General features: G+C 70.2%; 13 protein-coding genes. 7 read left to right on the forward strand and 6 right to left on the reverse strand.

From position 1 onward, the window contains the following. Positions 1–108: 108 nt before the first annotated feature. The 3 genes from OG522_RS28640 to OG522_RS28650 are packed head-to-tail and all read left to right on the forward strand — an operon-like array spanning position 109 to position 2,735. On the forward strand, positions 109–993 hold the full coding sequence (locus OG522_RS28640; protein WP_329465904.1) for a sterol desaturase family protein: 885 nt from the start codon (positions 109–111) through the stop codon (positions 991–993). Next, positions 990–1,676 carry a lysoplasmalogenase gene (locus OG522_RS28645; protein WP_329465906.1) on the forward strand — a complete coding sequence of 229 codons (687 nt, stop codon included), beginning with the start codon at positions 990–992 and terminating at the stop codon, positions 1,674–1,676. The genes OG522_RS28640 and OG522_RS28645 overlap by 4 nt, the downstream gene beginning before the upstream one ends. A gap of 18 nt (positions 1,677–1,694) precedes the next feature. Continuing rightward, positions 1,695–2,735: a zinc-dependent alcohol dehydrogenase family protein gene (locus OG522_RS28650; RefSeq protein ID WP_329465907.1), complete on the forward strand. Its 1,041-nt coding sequence runs from the start codon at positions 1,695–1,697 to the stop codon at positions 2,733–2,735. 47 nt (positions 2,736–2,782) lie between these two features. Here OG522_RS28650 and OG522_RS28655 read toward each other — a convergent pair whose 3' ends face one another. After that, a complete protein-coding gene (locus OG522_RS28655; RefSeq protein ID WP_329465908.1) occupies positions 2,783–4,327 on the reverse strand; it encodes a S8 family peptidase in 1,545 nt (514 codons plus the stop codon). Positions 4,328–4,667: 340 nt separating this feature from the next. On the opposite strand from OG522_RS28655, the gene OG522_RS28660 reads away from it, so the two are divergent. The 3 genes from OG522_RS28660 to moaA all read left to right on the forward strand — a co-directional run bounded on the left by OG522_RS28660 (position 4,668) and on the right by moaA (position 7,841). Beyond that, complete coding sequence (locus tag OG522_RS28660; protein WP_329465909.1) at positions 4,668–5,036, forward strand: DUF485 domain-containing protein; 369 nt, start codon at positions 4,668–4,670, stop codon at positions 5,034–5,036. Next, on the forward strand, positions 5,033–6,664 hold the full coding sequence (locus tag OG522_RS28665; RefSeq protein ID WP_329465910.1) for a solute symporter family protein: 1,632 nt from the start codon (positions 5,033–5,035) through the stop codon (positions 6,662–6,664). The genes OG522_RS28660 and OG522_RS28665 overlap by 4 nt, the downstream gene beginning before the upstream one ends. A gap of 187 nt (positions 6,665–6,851) precedes the next feature. Next, complete coding sequence (gene moaA, locus OG522_RS28670; RefSeq protein ID WP_329465911.1) at positions 6,852–7,841, forward strand: GTP 3',8-cyclase MoaA; 990 nt, start codon at positions 6,852–6,854, stop codon at positions 7,839–7,841. On the opposite strand, the gene OG522_RS28675 is transcribed toward moaA, so the two are convergent. The 5 genes from OG522_RS28675 to OG522_RS28695 all read right to left on the reverse strand — a co-directional run bounded on the left by OG522_RS28675 (position 7,824) and on the right by OG522_RS28695 (position 13,206). Next, entirely contained in the window at positions 7,824–8,063 is a 240-nt protein-coding gene (locus OG522_RS28675) for a hypothetical protein (protein ID WP_329465912.1), read from the reverse strand. The genes moaA and OG522_RS28675 overlap by 18 nt on opposite strands. Before the next feature lie 211 nt (positions 8,064–8,274). Next, positions 8,275–8,634, reverse strand: coding sequence for a DUF3099 domain-containing protein (locus tag OG522_RS28680; protein ID WP_329467770.1), 360 nt, complete (start codon positions 8,632–8,634; stop codon positions 8,275–8,277). 251 nt (positions 8,635–8,885) lie between these two features. Further along, positions 8,886–10,154, reverse strand: a complete 1,269-nt coding sequence (tyrS, locus tag OG522_RS28685) for a tyrosine--tRNA ligase (protein ID WP_329465913.1) — start codon at positions 10,152–10,154, stop codon at positions 8,886–8,888. 51 nt (positions 10,155–10,205) lie between these two features. After that, positions 10,206–11,603 carry a metallopeptidase TldD-related protein gene (locus OG522_RS28690; protein WP_329465914.1) on the reverse strand — a complete coding sequence of 466 codons (1,398 nt, stop codon included), beginning with the start codon at positions 11,601–11,603 and terminating at the stop codon, positions 10,206–10,208. A gap of 91 nt (positions 11,604–11,694) precedes the next feature. Beyond that, positions 11,695–13,206, reverse strand: a complete 1,512-nt coding sequence (locus tag OG522_RS28695) for a TldD/PmbA family protein (RefSeq protein ID WP_385098161.1) — start codon at positions 13,204–13,206, stop codon at positions 11,695–11,697. A gap of 209 nt (positions 13,207–13,415) precedes the next feature. Between OG522_RS28695 and fabG the strand changes: the two genes are divergently transcribed. Beyond that, positions 13,416–14,135, forward strand: a complete 720-nt coding sequence (gene fabG / locus OG522_RS28700) for a 3-oxoacyl-[acyl-carrier-protein] reductase (protein ID WP_329465916.1) — start codon at positions 13,416–13,418, stop codon at positions 14,133–14,135. The last annotated feature ends 3 nt before the right edge of the window (positions 14,136–14,138 follow it).

A 14,138-nucleotide genomic window follows, 5' to 3' on the forward strand; every position in this document is an offset into this window, starting at 1 on the left:
CCGGAGCGTCATTGGTGGAACTCACCAAAAGCTGCTGACAACTCGTCTCGCATACTTGTCGGTAACAACCTCTAGCCGGGCCTGCCACCGCGCCCCTACGGTGCAGGCATGTCGCCGAACCTGCCCAATGTCGTGCTGTGGTCGATACCCGCCTTCGTGCTGCTCACCGTCATTGAAATGGTGAGCTACCGGCTCCATCCGGACGACGAGGCCGAGGGTTACGAGACGAAGGACGCCGCCACCAGCGTCGGCATGGGGCTCGGCAGTCTGGTCTTCGACGCGCTCTGGAAGATTCCCATCGTCGCGATCTACACCGCGGTGTACGCCCTGACCCCGCTCGCGATCCCGGTCCTTTGGTGGACGCTGCCACTGATGCTGCTCGGGCAGGACTTCTTCTACTACTGGTCCCATCGGGGACATCACGTCATCCGGGTCCTGTGGGCCTGCCACGTGGTGCACCACTCCAGCCGGAAGTTCAACCTCACCACCGCGCTGCGCCAGCCCTGGACGAGCTGGACCGTCTGGCCCTTCTACCTGCCGCTCATCGCGCTCGGCGTGCACCCCGCGGTCCTCGCCTTCTGCTCGTCGGCGAACCTCGTCTACCAGTTCTGGGTGCACACCGAGCGGGTCGGCAAGCTGCCCCGGCCCTTCGAGTTCGTCCTCAACACTCCCTCGCACCACCGGGTGCACCACGCCTCCCAGGGCGGCTACCTGGACCGGAACTTCGGCGGGATCCTGATCGTCTGGGACCGGATGTTCGGCTCGTTCACCGCCGAGACCGAACGGCCCGTGTTCGGGCTCACCAAGAACATCTCCACCTTCAACCCGCTGCGCGTCGCCACCCACGAGTACGCCGCCATCGCCCGCGACGTGCGCGCCGCCCGCACCTGGCGCGAGCGGGCCGGGCGGATCTTTCGCGGGCCCGGCTGGCAGCCACAGCCCCCCGCGGCGCCGCTCGCCGAGCCCGCCGCGGTCGCGGAGCGCGCCGTATGACACGACCCGGCGCGGACGCCGTTCCGCGCGGGCTGCCCGCCCACGCGACCGGGGCGGGCACGCGGCGGACCGCCGCCCGCCCGCTCCTGATCGCCTTCGCGCTGGCCGGTGCCGTCGACCTGGTCTGCCTGCTCGGGGGCTGGCACCTCGGGCACCTGCTCGCCAAGCCGCTCCTCATGCCGCTGCTCGCTGGGCACGTGTACGCACGCGGTGGGCCGCGGCTGCTCGTCGCCGCCCTGCTGTGCGGCTGGGGCGGCGACGTGTTCCTGCTGTCGGACGCGGACACCGCGTTCCTGCTCGGCATGGGCTGCTTCGCCGCCGGGCACGTCTGCTACCTCGTGCTGTTCGGGCGGGGCAGGACGCACGCCGGGCTCGGCGCCGCGTACGGGATCGCGCTGGCCGCCACCGTCGCCGCGCTCTGGCCGGACCTGCCGGCCGGGCTGCGGATCCCGGTCGCCGGATACAGCCTGCTGCTCACCGCGATGGCCTACCGCTCCTCCCGTCCGGGGCCCCTCGTCGGCCTCGGCGGCGCTCTGTTCCTGCTGTCCGACACCCTCATCGCCACCGGCGTCGCCCACTGGCCACAGCCGCCCCGGCCCGACCTCTGGGTCATGCTCACCTATCTCGCCGCGCAGGCGCTCCTTGCACAGGCGTACGGTGAGAAGTCCGGAAGTACCCCCTGACCGGCAAGGACCTGCACCATGCGCGCGACCGTCATCCACGCCCCCCACGACATCCGGGTCGAGGAGGTGCCGGACCCGACGGTGCGGATGTCCACCGATGCGGTCGTCCGCGTCCTGCGCGCCTGCATCTGCGGCAGCGACCTGTGGGCCTACCGCGGCGAGTCCGCGCGGCAGCCCGGACAGCGCATCGGCCACGAGTTCCTCGGCATCGTGGAGGAAACCGGTGCGGACGTGCGGCTGCGCAAGGGCGACCTCGTCGTCGCGCCCTTCGTCTGGTCCGACGGCACCTGTGACTTCTGCGCCGAGGGCCTGACCACCTCCTGCCCGCAGGGCGGGTTCTGGGGCTCGGTCGGCTCCGACGGCGGCCAGGGCGAGGCCGTCCGCGTCCCGTTCGCCGACGCCACCCTCGTCAAACTCCCCGCCGAAGCGGCCGGCGACGACCGCCTGCTGACCGCGCTGCTGGCCCTGTCCGACGTCATGGGCACCGGCCACCACGCGGCGGTCGGCGCGGGCGTCAAGCGCGGCTCGACCGTCGCCGTCGTCGGAGACGGCGCGGTCGGCCTGTGCGCGGTGCTCGCCGCCAAGCGGCTCGGCGCCGACCGCATCATCGCGCTCGGCCGCCACCAGGCCCGTACCGACATCGCCAAGCTCTTCGGCGCCACCGACGTCGTCGCCGAGCGCGGCGAGGCCGCCGTGGACGCGGTCCGCGAGCTGACCCGCGGCCAGGGCGCGCGCGCCGTCATCGAGGCGGTCGGCACCGAGCAGTCCATGCGGACCGCCGTCGAGATCACCCGCGACGGCGGCGCCATCGGCTACGTCGGCGTCCCGCACGGCAGCGGCACCGGACTCGACCTCGGCGTCATGTTCGACCGGAACATCGCGCTGCGCGGCGGCGTCGCCCCCGTGCGCACCTACATCCCCGAGCTCCTCGCCGACATCCTCAACGGCACCATCGACCCGTCCCCGGTCTTCGACCGCACGGTCGGCATCGAGGGCGTACCGGACGGCTACCGGGCGATGGACGAGCGCACCGCCCTCAAGGTCCTCGTCACGCTCTGACGTGCGCGAGGGGGCCGCCCGGCGACCGGGCGGCCCCCTCAACTCCCTTACTGCGTAACGGCGTTGAGGGCATCGGTGATGCCGGCCCCATAGAAGCCGTTGTAGGCGTTCGGGCCCTGGCAGACCGCGTCGGGCTTGCCGTCAGCGTCGATGTCGTACGGCGTGTTGCACGGCGTCCGGTCCGCCTGGAGCGCGAGCAGCGCCTTGATCTGCCACGCCGAGGCGTGCGGGTGCTCCGACTTCAGCAGCGCCGCCACGCCCACCACGTGCGGCGTCGCCATCGAGGTGCCGGCCATGTAGGCCCAGCCGCCGCCGGGGACCGGTCCGAGGATCAGCCCGCTGGTGGCCGGGGCCTGCGGCGGCTGGTACGTGGTCGAGTCGCCGCCCGGCGCGGCGATGTCGATGACGCCGAAACCGTAGTTGGAGAACGACGACTTCATGCCCTTGGCGCCGGTCGAGGCGACCGTCACCACACCCGGCAGCTCGGTCGGGATGTCGAGGCACTCACGCGGGTTGATCACCCGGCTGCCCGGCGTGCTGTCGTTCGGGCTCGACGGGTCCGTGATCGAGTCGGACGCGAGGTCGTAGTTCTCGTTGCCGGCCGCCGCCACGTTGACCGTGCCCTGGGACTCGGCGTACCTCGACGCCCGGGTGATCGCCTCCACCAGCGCCTTCTGGTCCGGGTCGTTCGTGCAGTTGAAGTACCAGGGGTCGGTGTAATAGCTGTTGTTCGTGACGTCGATGTGGTGCTCGGCCGCCCACATGAAGCCGCAGACCACGGCCTCCGTGTAGAAGAAGCTGCCGCCCTGTGTCGACACCTTGATGGCCGCGACCTTCACGCCGGGCGCCACCCCGGTGATGCCGACGCCGTTCTTGGCGCCCGCGATCTCGCCCGCCACATGGGTGCCGTGCGGGGAGCCGCCGGTGGCGAACGGGCGCCAGGCGCCCTGCGTGGTGTCCGGCTTGCCGGTGATGCAGCTGACCGACTTGGCGCGGTCGAAGTTCGGCGCGATGTCCGGGTGGGTGTCGTCGACGCCCGTGTCGATGACGCCGACGGTCACCTTGGAACTGCCGAGCGTCTTCTCGTGCGCCTTGTCCGCCTTGATCGCCTTCAGGTCCCACTGCAACGGCTCCAGCGGATCCTCGCCTGCCGCGGCCTTGGCGCCCGCCGCCTTCAGGTCCGCGGCGGTGAGGTTCTTCGGCGTGCCCACATCGGTCGTGGACTGCGCGGGCAGCGGCGCGGTCCGGGTCGCCCCCGCCGAATCGACGCCCTTGACCTTGCGGATCGCCGCCGCGAACCCCGCGTCGGCGGAGTGCGCCACGATCACCCCGATCCGGTCGTACGCCTGGACGACCGAGCCGCCCGCATCGGCGATCGCTCGCTGAATCCGATCCGAACCGCCTTGCTCCGGGCGGACGTTGACGATGTAGCTCAGCTCGGGCCCGGCCGTCTGCGCCGCCTTCGCGCGCACAAGACCGCCGGCGGTGGACACCGCTGAGGCCGTGCCGGGGAGCAGCGCGAGGGCGGTGGCGGTGGCGAGGCCTGCCGAGAGCGCGACAGCGCGGCGCGTACGGGAGATGTGCAACGTCATGGGGTCTCCATGGGGTTGGCGGAACTCTCGATGCGTACGGGTCTGATACGGGTCTGGACGAAGGCGGCACCGGGTCGCAGCGAGGCGCCGGGTGCCACCGGCGCGTGACCAGTGAAGCTATCGCCGATCATCTCGGCGGATCAACGACTTCCGCGGACTTCGCCAGGAATGCCGCCGATCCGGCCCGAATGGCTCCCGTACGGAGAAAAAACGGCCGGACTGAACCGAGACGCCATGCGCTCCGTGCCGTTGTCAGGGGGACCACATCACCAACCCCCACAGCGAGGTCCCCTTGTCCGGATTCTCAGTTCCCGCCTCACCCGCACCGCAAGGAGATGCCGTGGCCACCGACGCGCCGCCGCCCGAAGCCGGGACGGACCAACGCCGCCCCGCCCAGCCCAGCACCGAGACGTTCGCCGCGGTGCAGGAGAGCGCGGAATTCGGCGAACTCCGCCGCTCCCACCGTTCGTTCGCCTTCCCTCTGACCATCGGCTTCATCACCTGGTACCTGCTGTACGTGCTGCTGTCCAACTACGCGGGCGGCTTCATGGGTGCGAAGGTCATCGGCAACATCAACGTGGCCTTTGTCTTCGGCCTCGCCCAGTTCCTCACCACGTTCCTCATCGCCTGGTTCTACTCGCGGCACGCCGCGGCGAAGCTCGACCCCAAGGCCGAGGCCATCAAGTCCCGCATGGAGGCCGGCGCATGAGCCCCGCACTCGTCCCCCTCGCCGAAGCCGCCTCGACCACCGAGCACCGGCCGCTGATCATCACCCTGTTCGCGGTGTTCGTCGCCGCGACCCTCGCCATCACCGTCTGGGCCGGGCGCCAGACCAAGAGCGCCTCCGACTTCTACGCGGGCGGCCGCCAGTTCACCGCCTTCCAGAACGGCCTCGCGGTCTCCGGCGACTACATGTCCGCCGCGTCCTTCCTCGGCATCGCCGGAGCTATCGCGCTGTTCGGCTACGACGGCTTCCTGTACTCGATCGGCTTCCTGGTCGCGTGGTTGGTGGCGCTGCTCCTGGTCGCCGAGCCGCTGCGCAACTCCGGGCGCTACACGATGGGCGACGTCCTGGCCTACCGGATGCGCCAGCGCCCCGTGCGCACCGCCGCGGGCGCCTCCACCATCGTCGTGTCGATCTTCTACCTGCTCGCACAGATGGCGGGCGCGGGCGTGCTGGTCTCCCTGCTGCTCGGCATCACCACCGACGCGGGCAAGATCCTCATCGTCGCCCTGGTCGGTGTCCTCATGATCGTGTACGTCACCATCGGCGGCATGAAGGGCACCACCTGGGTCCAGATGGTCAAGGCGGTGCTGCTCATCGCGGGCGCGATCCTCATGACCTTCCTGGTGCTGCTCAAGTTCCACTTCAACATCTCCGACCTGCTCGGCTCGGCCGCCCAGAAGAGCGGCAAGGGCTCGGCGTTCCTGGAGCCCGGCCTGAAGTACGGCGTCAACGGCACGTCCAAACTGGACTTCATCTCGCTCGGCATCGCCCTCGTGCTGGGCACCGCCGGCCTGCCGCACATCCTGATCCGCTTCTACACGGTGCCCACCGCCAAGGCCGCGCGTAAGTCGGTGAACTGGGCGATCGGCATCATCGGCGCCTTCTACCTGATGACGATCGCGCTCGGCTTCGGTGCCGCCGCCCTCGTCGGGCCGGCCGCGATCAAGGCCCAGAACCCGGCGGGCAACACGGCCGCCCCGCAGCTCGCCGAGTACCTCGGCGGCGGTGTCGGCACCACCGGCGGCGCGACCCTGCTCGCCGTCATCTCGGCGGTCGCCTTCGCGACCATCCTCGCCGTGGTCGCCGGCCTGACCCTCGCCTCGTCCTCCTCCTTCGCGCACGACATCTACGCGAACGTCATCCGCAAGGGGAAGGCGACCGAGAAGGAGGAGATGGGGGCCGCCCGCTGGGCCACCGTCTTCATCGGCGCCGTCGCGATCGTGCTCGGCGCCTTCGCCCGCGACATGAACGTGGCCGGTCTGGTCGCGCTCGCCTTCGCCGTCGCGGCCTCCGCAAACCTGCCGACCATCCTCTACAGCCTGTTCTGGAAGCGCTTCACCACCCAGGGCGCACTGTGGTCGATCTACGGCGGCCTGTTCAGCTCGGTGTTCCTCGTCCTGTTCTCGCCGGTCGTCTCCGGCAACCCGAAGACGTCGATGTTCAAGGGCGTCGACTTCCACTGGTTCCCGCTGGAGAACCCGGGCCTCATCTCCATCCCGCTCGGCTTCCTGCTCGGCTGGATCGGTTCGCTGCTGTCCAAGGAGGAGCCCGACGCGGGCAAGTACGCCGAGCTGGAGGTCAAGTCCCTGACGGGCATCGGCGCCCACTGACGTAGAACCGCACGGTGGCCGACCGAGGCCGTGTCGTAGAGTCCTACGACACGGCCTCGCCGCACCTCGTGACAATCGGCCCCACCCGTTGTCACACGTCTCGCGTAGGCTCGGTGTATACGCAAGCCGAAGCATTCAGGCCGAAGCATTCGCGACAGCGTTTCCGAGACACGGGAGGGGGCCCACAGTGCTCATCGACACATACGGCCGTGTAGCCACCGACCTGCGTGTTTCGCTCACGGACCGGTGCAATCTGCGGTGTACGTACTGTATGCCCGAAGAGGGCCTGCAGTGGCTCGCCAAGCCCGATCTGCTCAGCGACGACGAGATCGTCCGCCTGATCCGCATCGCCGTCACCGATCTCGGTGTCACCGAAGTCCGCTTCACCGGCGGCGAGCCCTTGCTGCGCCCCGGCATCGTGGGCATCGTGGAGCGCTGTGCCGCCCTGGAGCCGCGCCCCCAGATGTCGATCACCACCAACGGCATCGGCCTCAAGCGCACCGCGGCCGCGCTGAAGGCGGCCGGGCTCGACCGGGTCAACGTCTCGCTGGACACCCTGCGTCCCGACGTCTTCAGGACACTGACCCGCCGCGACCGGCACAAGGACGTCATCGAGGGCATGGAGGCCGCCCGCGCGGCCGGCCTCACCCCGGTCAAGGTCAACACCGTCCTGATGCCCGGTCTCAACGACGACGAGGCCCCCGACCTGCTGGCCTGGGCCGTCGAGCACGGCTATGAGCTCCGCTTCATCGAGCAGATGCCGCTCGACGCCCAGCACGGCTGGAAGCGGGACGGCATGATCACCGCGGGCCACATCCTGACGTCGCTGCGTACGCGCTTCACGCTCACCCCCGAAGGCGACGACGAGCGCGGCTCCGCGCCCGCCGAGCGCTGGGTGGTCGACGGCGGCCCGCACACCGTGGGCGTCATCGCCTCGGTGACCCGCCCGTTCTGCCGGGCCTGCGACCGAACCCGGCTGACCGCCGACGGCCAGGTGCGCACCTGCCTGTTCGCCCGCGAGGAGTCCGACCTGCGCGGCGCGCTGCGCTCGGGCGCCCCCGACGAGGAGATCGCCCGGCTCTGGAAGCTGGCGATGTGGGGAAAGAAGGCCGGATCCGGCCTGGACGACCCCTCTTTCCTTCAGCCGGACCGGCCGATGTCAGCGATCGGCGGCTGACCCGGCCGACTCCCACTCGGCGAGCGTCACCACGTCCTTCAAGAAGCCCCGTACGCCCAGGAATTGGGAGAGGTGCTCGCGGTGCTCCGCACAGGCGAGCCACGTCTTGCGGCGCGTGGGGGTGTGGACCTTCGGGTTGTTCCAGGCGAGCACCCAGACGGCATCCGCCCGGCAGCCCTTGGCGGAACAGATGGGGTTCTCGTCACTCGTCTCGTCACTCACAGAGACATTGTGCGTCATCCGGGCCCGCACAAAAGGGCGACGCCGAGCAGCCACGGGGGGAGCTGCCCGGCGTCGGTCCGTCGCTCCGACGGGGGATGCGGAGCGCCTACGAAGTATGGCATGGGGCACCCGGTGTCGGGCACCGGAACTTCATGATTGATCTGAGGTTTTCCTGAGGTTCGCGGACGGTGACGGATCAAGACCGTCCGTGTCACCGGGGCTCGTGGCTCCCATCCGCGGGTTCCGTCGTGGATTCCGCGGTGCCGCCCACCGGGGCGGCGCCCAGGGCCGGCCGGGTCGGCGCCGGAATGAACGTCGAGGGAAGCGAAGTGACGTTCTCCCGGCCCGCGTTGGCGAACACCACGGCCACATAGGGCAGCAGTGCGCCGAGCACCAGCGTCACGATGGCGACAGGGCGCTCGACGTTCCACAGCACCGCGGTCAGCACCACCGAGACGGTGCGGACCGACATCGAGATCACATAGCGGCGCTGCCTGCCCCGCACGTCCTCGGCCAGCCCCTGGCGCGCCCCCGTGATCCGGAAGACCTGACCGCTGCTCTGCTTCCGCATCACGTTCCACCGCCTGAGTTCCACCGCGGGCGCTCCCCGGCCCGGACTGATATCACCGTACGCCGGGGGTCCGCCGGGTTCGAGACCGGGGCGGCTCTTACCTGCGCGGATGCCGCAGTACCGACCACGTACGGACGTATCCGACATGCACCGTACGGAGTACGGGCAGACACTGGCCGCGGGCAGAGAGCCTGACGGGCAGGAAGAAGGGGCGGCCCCGTGACGGGGCCGCCCCTTCTCGTGTTCTGCGGTCAGACGCCGGTGACCTCGATGGCCGCGAGGTTCTTCTTGCCCCGGCGCAGCACGAGCCAGCGCCCGTGCAGCAGGTCGCCGTCGCCCACCACGGCGTCCTCGGCACTCACCTTCACGTTGTTCACGTAGGCGCCGCCCTCCTTCACGGTGCGGCGGGCGGCCGACTTGCTCGCCACCAGGCCCACCTCGGCGAACAGGTCGGTGACCAGGCCGAGTTCGGACACCTTGGCGTGCGGCAGCTCGGCCAGCGCGGCGGCCAGCGTCGACTCGTCCAGTTCGGTCAGCTCACCCTGGCCGAACAGCGCCTTGGACGCCGCGATCACGGCCGCGCACTGGTCGGCGCCGTGCACCAGCGTGGTCAGCTCCTCGGCGAGCGCGCGCTGCGCGGTACGCGCCTGCGGACGCTCCTCGGTGAGCTTCTCGATCTCCTCGATTTCCTCGCGGGACTTGAAGCTGAAGATCCGCAGGAACTTCGAGATGTCCCGGTCGTCCGCGTTCAGCCAGAACTGGTAGAAGGCGTACGGCGTGGTCTTCTCGGGGTCGAGCCAGACCGTGCCGGACTCCGTCTTGCCGAACTTGGTGCCGTCCGCCTTGGTGATCAGCGGCGTGGCCAGCGCGTGCACCTCGGCGTCGGGCTCGACCCGGTGGATCAGGTCGGTGCCCGCCGTGAGGTTGCCCCACTGGTCGCTGCCGCCGGTCTGCAGCGTGCAGCCGTACCTCCGGTTGAGCTCAAGGAAGTCCATGCCCTGCAGGATCTGGTAGCTGAACTCGGTGTAGCTGATGCCCGTGTCGGAGTTGAGCCGCCGCGAGACGGCCTCCTTCGCGATCATCTTGTTGACCCGGAAGTACTTCCCGACGTCCCGCAGGAAGTCGATCGCCGACAGGCCCGACGTCCAGTCCAGGTTGTTGACCATCGTCGCGGCGTGCGGGCCCTCGAAGTCGAGGAACCGCTCGATCTGGCCGCGCAGCCGCTCGACCCAGCCCGCCACGACCTCCGGCGCGTTCAGCGTGCGCTCCGAGTTGGGCTTCGGGTCGCCGATCAGGCCGGTGGCGCCGCCCACCAGGCCCAGCGGCCGGTTCCCCGCCAGCTGGATCCGGCGCATCGTGAGGATCTGCACCAGGTTGCCCAGGTGCAGGCTGGGCGCGGTCGGGTCGAAGCCGCAATAGAACGTGACGGGACCGTCCGCGAACGCCTTGCGCAATGCGTCCTCGTCAGTGGAGAGGGCGATCAGCCCACGCCACTGCAGTTCGTCGACGATGTCCGTCACGGTTCCGGGTCTCCTTGTGATGGTCGTGGTGGGACCGCCAGTCTAGGCGGGTCACACGCCCTGGCTGACCGAGCTCATATTGAAGTCGGGAACGCGCAGCGCGGGCATCGCCGCCCGCGTGAAGTAGTCGCTCCACTCCCTGGGCAGGGTCTTCCCGGTGCGCCCGGCCTCAGTGGCCCGGGACAGCAGGTCCACCGGGGACTCGTTGAAGCGGAAGTTGTTCACCTCGCCGACCACCTCGCCGTTCTCCACGAGATAGACGCCGTCCCGGGTCAGGCCGGTCAGGAGCAGCGTCGCCGGGTCCACCTCGCGGATGTACCACAGGCAGGTCACCAGCAGGCCCCGCTCGGTGGCGGCGACCATCTCGTCCAGGGTCCGCTCACCGCCGCCGTCCAGGATCAGGTTCCCGGGCGAGGGGGCGACGGGCAGGCCGGTGAGCCGCGCGCTGTGCCGGGTGGTGACCAGGTGCTCCAGACGGCCTTCGCGCATCCAGTCGGTCGGGGTGATGGGGAGCCCGTTGTCGAACACCGACTCGCTGTCGCCCGAGGCGTGCGCCACCATGAACGGCGCGTACTCCAGGCCCGGGTGGTTCGGGTCGCTGCGCAGGGTGAGCGGCAGGGCGGAGAGCTTCTCGCCGATCCGGGTGCCGCCGCCCTTGCGGGAGAAGACGGTACGGCCCTCGTCGGCGTCCCGGGCCGCGGCCGACCACATCTGGTAGATCAGCAGATCGGCCACGGCGGAGGGCGGCAGCAGCGTCTCGTACCGTCCGGCGGGCAGTTCGACGCGGCGTTCGGCCCAGCGGAGCCTGCGGGCGAGCTCCTCGTCGAGGGCGCCCGGGTCGACGTCCTTGAAGTCGGCCGTCGAGCGGCCGGCCCACGCCGAACGCGTGCGGTCCAAGGACTTGGCGTTCAGCTCCAGGGTGCCGTTGGGCTGGTCATGGCGCAGCCGCAGGCCGGTGGACGTACCGAGGTAGGTGGAGGTCAGCTCGTGGTTGGCGAAGCCGTACAGCTCGCGCTCGCCCGCCTTGGCGCGGGCGAAGGCCTCACCGAGCGCGGGCGCGAAGTCGGCGAACACGGCCGAGCCGGTCTCCGCGGGGGCGTCGGTGAAGTCCGGCGACAGCGGGACCCCGGTGATCAGCGGCTGCGCGTCCTCGGCGGGGCCCGCCCCGCGCGCGGCCGCCTCGGCGGCGCGCACCAGCGGCTCCAGGTCGGCCGCGGTGACGGCCGACCGCGACACGACACCGGACGCGGTGCCCTCGGCACCGTCCACCGTCGCGATCACGGTCAGGGTCCGCCCGCGGGTGACTCCGTTGGTGGTCAGCGCGTTGCCGGCCCAGCGCAGGTTCGCAGAGGAGCGCTCGTCGGCGATGACGACGCAGCCGTCGGCGGTGGACAGTTCCAGGGCCCGCTCGACGATCTCGTGCGGCTTGACGGTCGTACGGGAGCTCATCGCCCGGCCTCCTGCGTGGTGTTGAGACTGTGCCGACCCCGGGGAAAGCCCCCGGACCCCCAGCCGGGGGCGCTTCGGTGGGAACCGTGACTCATCGACCCGCCTCCTGCGTGGTGTTCAGAATGTTGACGCCGCGGAACAGCGCGGAGGGGCAGCCGTGCGAGACCGCCGCCACCTGGCCCGGCTGGGCCTTTCCGCAGTTGAAGGCGCCGCCCAGGACATAGGTCTGGGGGCCGCCGACCTTCTCCATGGAGCCCCAGAAGTCGGTGGTGGTCGCCTGGTAGGCGACGTCGCGGAGCTGGCCGGCGAGCCGGCCGTTCTCGATCCGGAAGAACCGCTGGCCGGTGAACTGGAAGTTGTAGCGCTGCATGTCGATCGACCAGGACCGGTCGCCGACCACGTAGATGCCGCGCTCCACACCGCCGATCAGGTCCTCGGTGGAGAGCCCGCCCGGGTCCGGCCGGAGCGAGACGTTCGCCATCCGCTGGACCGGCACGTGCCCGGGGGAGTCCGCGTACGCGCAGCCGTTGGAGCGGCCGAGCCCCGTCAACTTCGCGATGCGGCGGTCGAGTTGGTAGCCGACGAGCGTGCCGTCCTTCACCAGGTCCCAGGACTGCGCCGCCACGCCCTCGTCGTCGTAGCCGATGGTCGCGAGCCCGTGCTCGGCGGTCCGGTCGCCGGTCACGTTCATCACCGGCGAGCCGTACGTCAGCTTGCCCAGCTGGTCGAAGGTGGCGAACGACGTCCCCGCGTACGCCGCCTCGTAGCCGAGCGCCCGGTCCAGTTCGGTGGCGTGGCCGATCGACTCGTGGATGGTCAGCCACAGGTTGGACGGGTCCACGACCAGGTCGTAGCGCCCGCCCTCGACGCTCGGCGCCCGCATCTTCTCAGCCAGAAGCGAAGGGATCTCTTCCAGTTCGGTGTCCCAGTCCCAGCCGGTGCCGGTCAGGTACTCCCAGCCGCGCCCCACCGGCGGTGCGATCGTCCGCATCGAGTCGAACTCGCCGGTCGTGCGGTCCACCGCGATGGCGGTGAGTTGCGGGTGCAGCCGCACTCGCTGCTGGGTGGTCACGGTGCCCGCCGTGTCCGCGTAGAACTTGTTCTCGTGGACGGTGAGCAGCGAGGCGTCCACGTGCTCCACGCCGTCGGCGCGCAGCAGCCGGGCGCTCCACTCGGCGAGCAGCGCGCTCTTGTCCTCGTCCGGCACCGCGAACGGGTCGATCTCGTACGAGGAGATCCAGGTCTTCTCGGAGTGCACCGGCTCGGCCGCCAGCTCGACCCGCTCGTTGGACCCCGCAGCCGCGATGACCTGCGCGGACAGCTTGGCCATGGCCACCGCCTGGGAGGCGACCTTGGCCGCCGCGTCCATCGTCAGATCGACGCCGGAGGCGAATCCCCAGGCCCCGCCGTGCACCACCCGGACCGCGTAGCCGAGGTCGGTGGTGTCGGAGGAGCCGGCGGGCCGGGCGTCGCGCAGCCGCCAGGCCGCGCTGCGCACCCGCTCGAACCGGAAGTCGGCGTGGTCGGCGCCGAGGGCGCGGGATCGGGCGAGCGCCGCGTCGGCGAGGGCCCGCAGCGGCAGCGCCGTGAAGGCTTCGTCGATGGAATGGGTCCCAGATGGCACAGTTGTCTCCCTGTCGTATGAGACCGGACGCCCCGATCATGTCGCGCCGATGGGCCTCGTGACTACGGCTTTCTGTAGGGATCCGACAGCGCTCGTTCTGCGCCACTGTCACGGCTCGATTCCTCGTAGACCGGGCGGTACCGATAGTTTGCGGGGAGTACGAATCCGCCTATCGAAAGGGTGATCCGTTGAGCCGCTCGGTTCTCGTCACCGGAGGTAACCGGGGCATCGGCCTCGCCATCGCCCGCGCATTCGCCGAGAGCGGCGACAAGGTAGCGATCACGTACCGCTCCGGAGAGCCGCCGGCCGTCTTGGCGGAACTGGGGTGCCTCGCCGTCAAGTGCGACATCACCGACGCCGAGCAGGTGGAGCAGGCGTACAAGGAGGTCGAGGACGCGCACGGTCCCGTCGAGGTGCTCGTCGCCAATGCCGGCGTCACCAAGGACCAGCTCCTGATGCGGATGTCCGAGGAGGACTTCACGTCCGTCCTCGACACCAACCTCACCGGCACCTTCCGCGTCGTCAAGCGCGCCAACCGCGCCATGCTGCGCGCCAAGAAGGGCCGCGTGGTGCTGATCTCCTCGGTCGTCGGGCTGCTCGGCTCGGCGGGCCAGGCCAACTACGCCGCCTCCAAGGCGGGCCTGGTCGGCTTCGCCCGGTCACTCGCTCGCGAGCTCGGCTCCCGCAACATCACTTTCAACGTCGTCGCGCCCGGTTTCGTCGACACCGACATGACCAAGGTGCTCACCGAGGAGCAGCGCGCGGGCATCGTGTCCCAGGTGCCGCTGGGCCGCTACGCGCAGCCCGAGGAGATCGCCGCCGCGGTGAAGTTCCTCGCCTCCGACGACGCCTCGTACATCACTGGAGCCGTCATCCCCGTTGACGGCGGATTGGGCATGGGTCACTGATCA

It is taken from the genome of Streptomyces sp. NBC_01431, from assembly GCF_036231355.1.
GTDB lineage: Bacteria > Actinomycetota > Actinomycetes > Streptomycetales > Streptomycetaceae > Streptomyces.

Excerpts from the sequence above, each read along its gene's own strand:
- OG522_RS28645 (WP_329465906.1), top strand. The coding sequence starts at position 990 with ATGACACGACCCGGCGCGGACGCCGTTCCGCGCGGGCTGCCCGCCCAC.
- OG522_RS28680 (WP_329467770.1), bottom strand. The coding sequence starts at position 8,634 with ATGCGGAAGCAGAGCAGCGGTCAGGTCTTCCGGATCACGGGGGCGCGC.
- OG522_RS28690 (WP_329465914.1), bottom strand. The coding sequence starts at position 11,603 with ATGAGCTCCCGTACGACCGTCAAGCCGCACGAGATCGTCGAGCGGGCC.
- OG522_RS28640 (WP_329465904.1), top strand. The coding sequence starts at position 109 with ATGTCGCCGAACCTGCCCAATGTCGTGCTGTGGTCGATACCCGCCTTC.
- OG522_RS28650 (WP_329465907.1), top strand. The coding sequence starts at position 1,695 with ATGCGCGCGACCGTCATCCACGCCCCCCACGACATCCGGGTCGAGGAG.
- OG522_RS28655 (WP_329465908.1), bottom strand. The coding sequence starts at position 4,327 with ATGACGTTGCACATCTCCCGTACGCGCCGCGCTGTCGCGCTCTCGGCA.
- OG522_RS28665 (WP_329465910.1), top strand. The coding sequence starts at position 5,033 with ATGAGCCCCGCACTCGTCCCCCTCGCCGAAGCCGCCTCGACCACCGAG.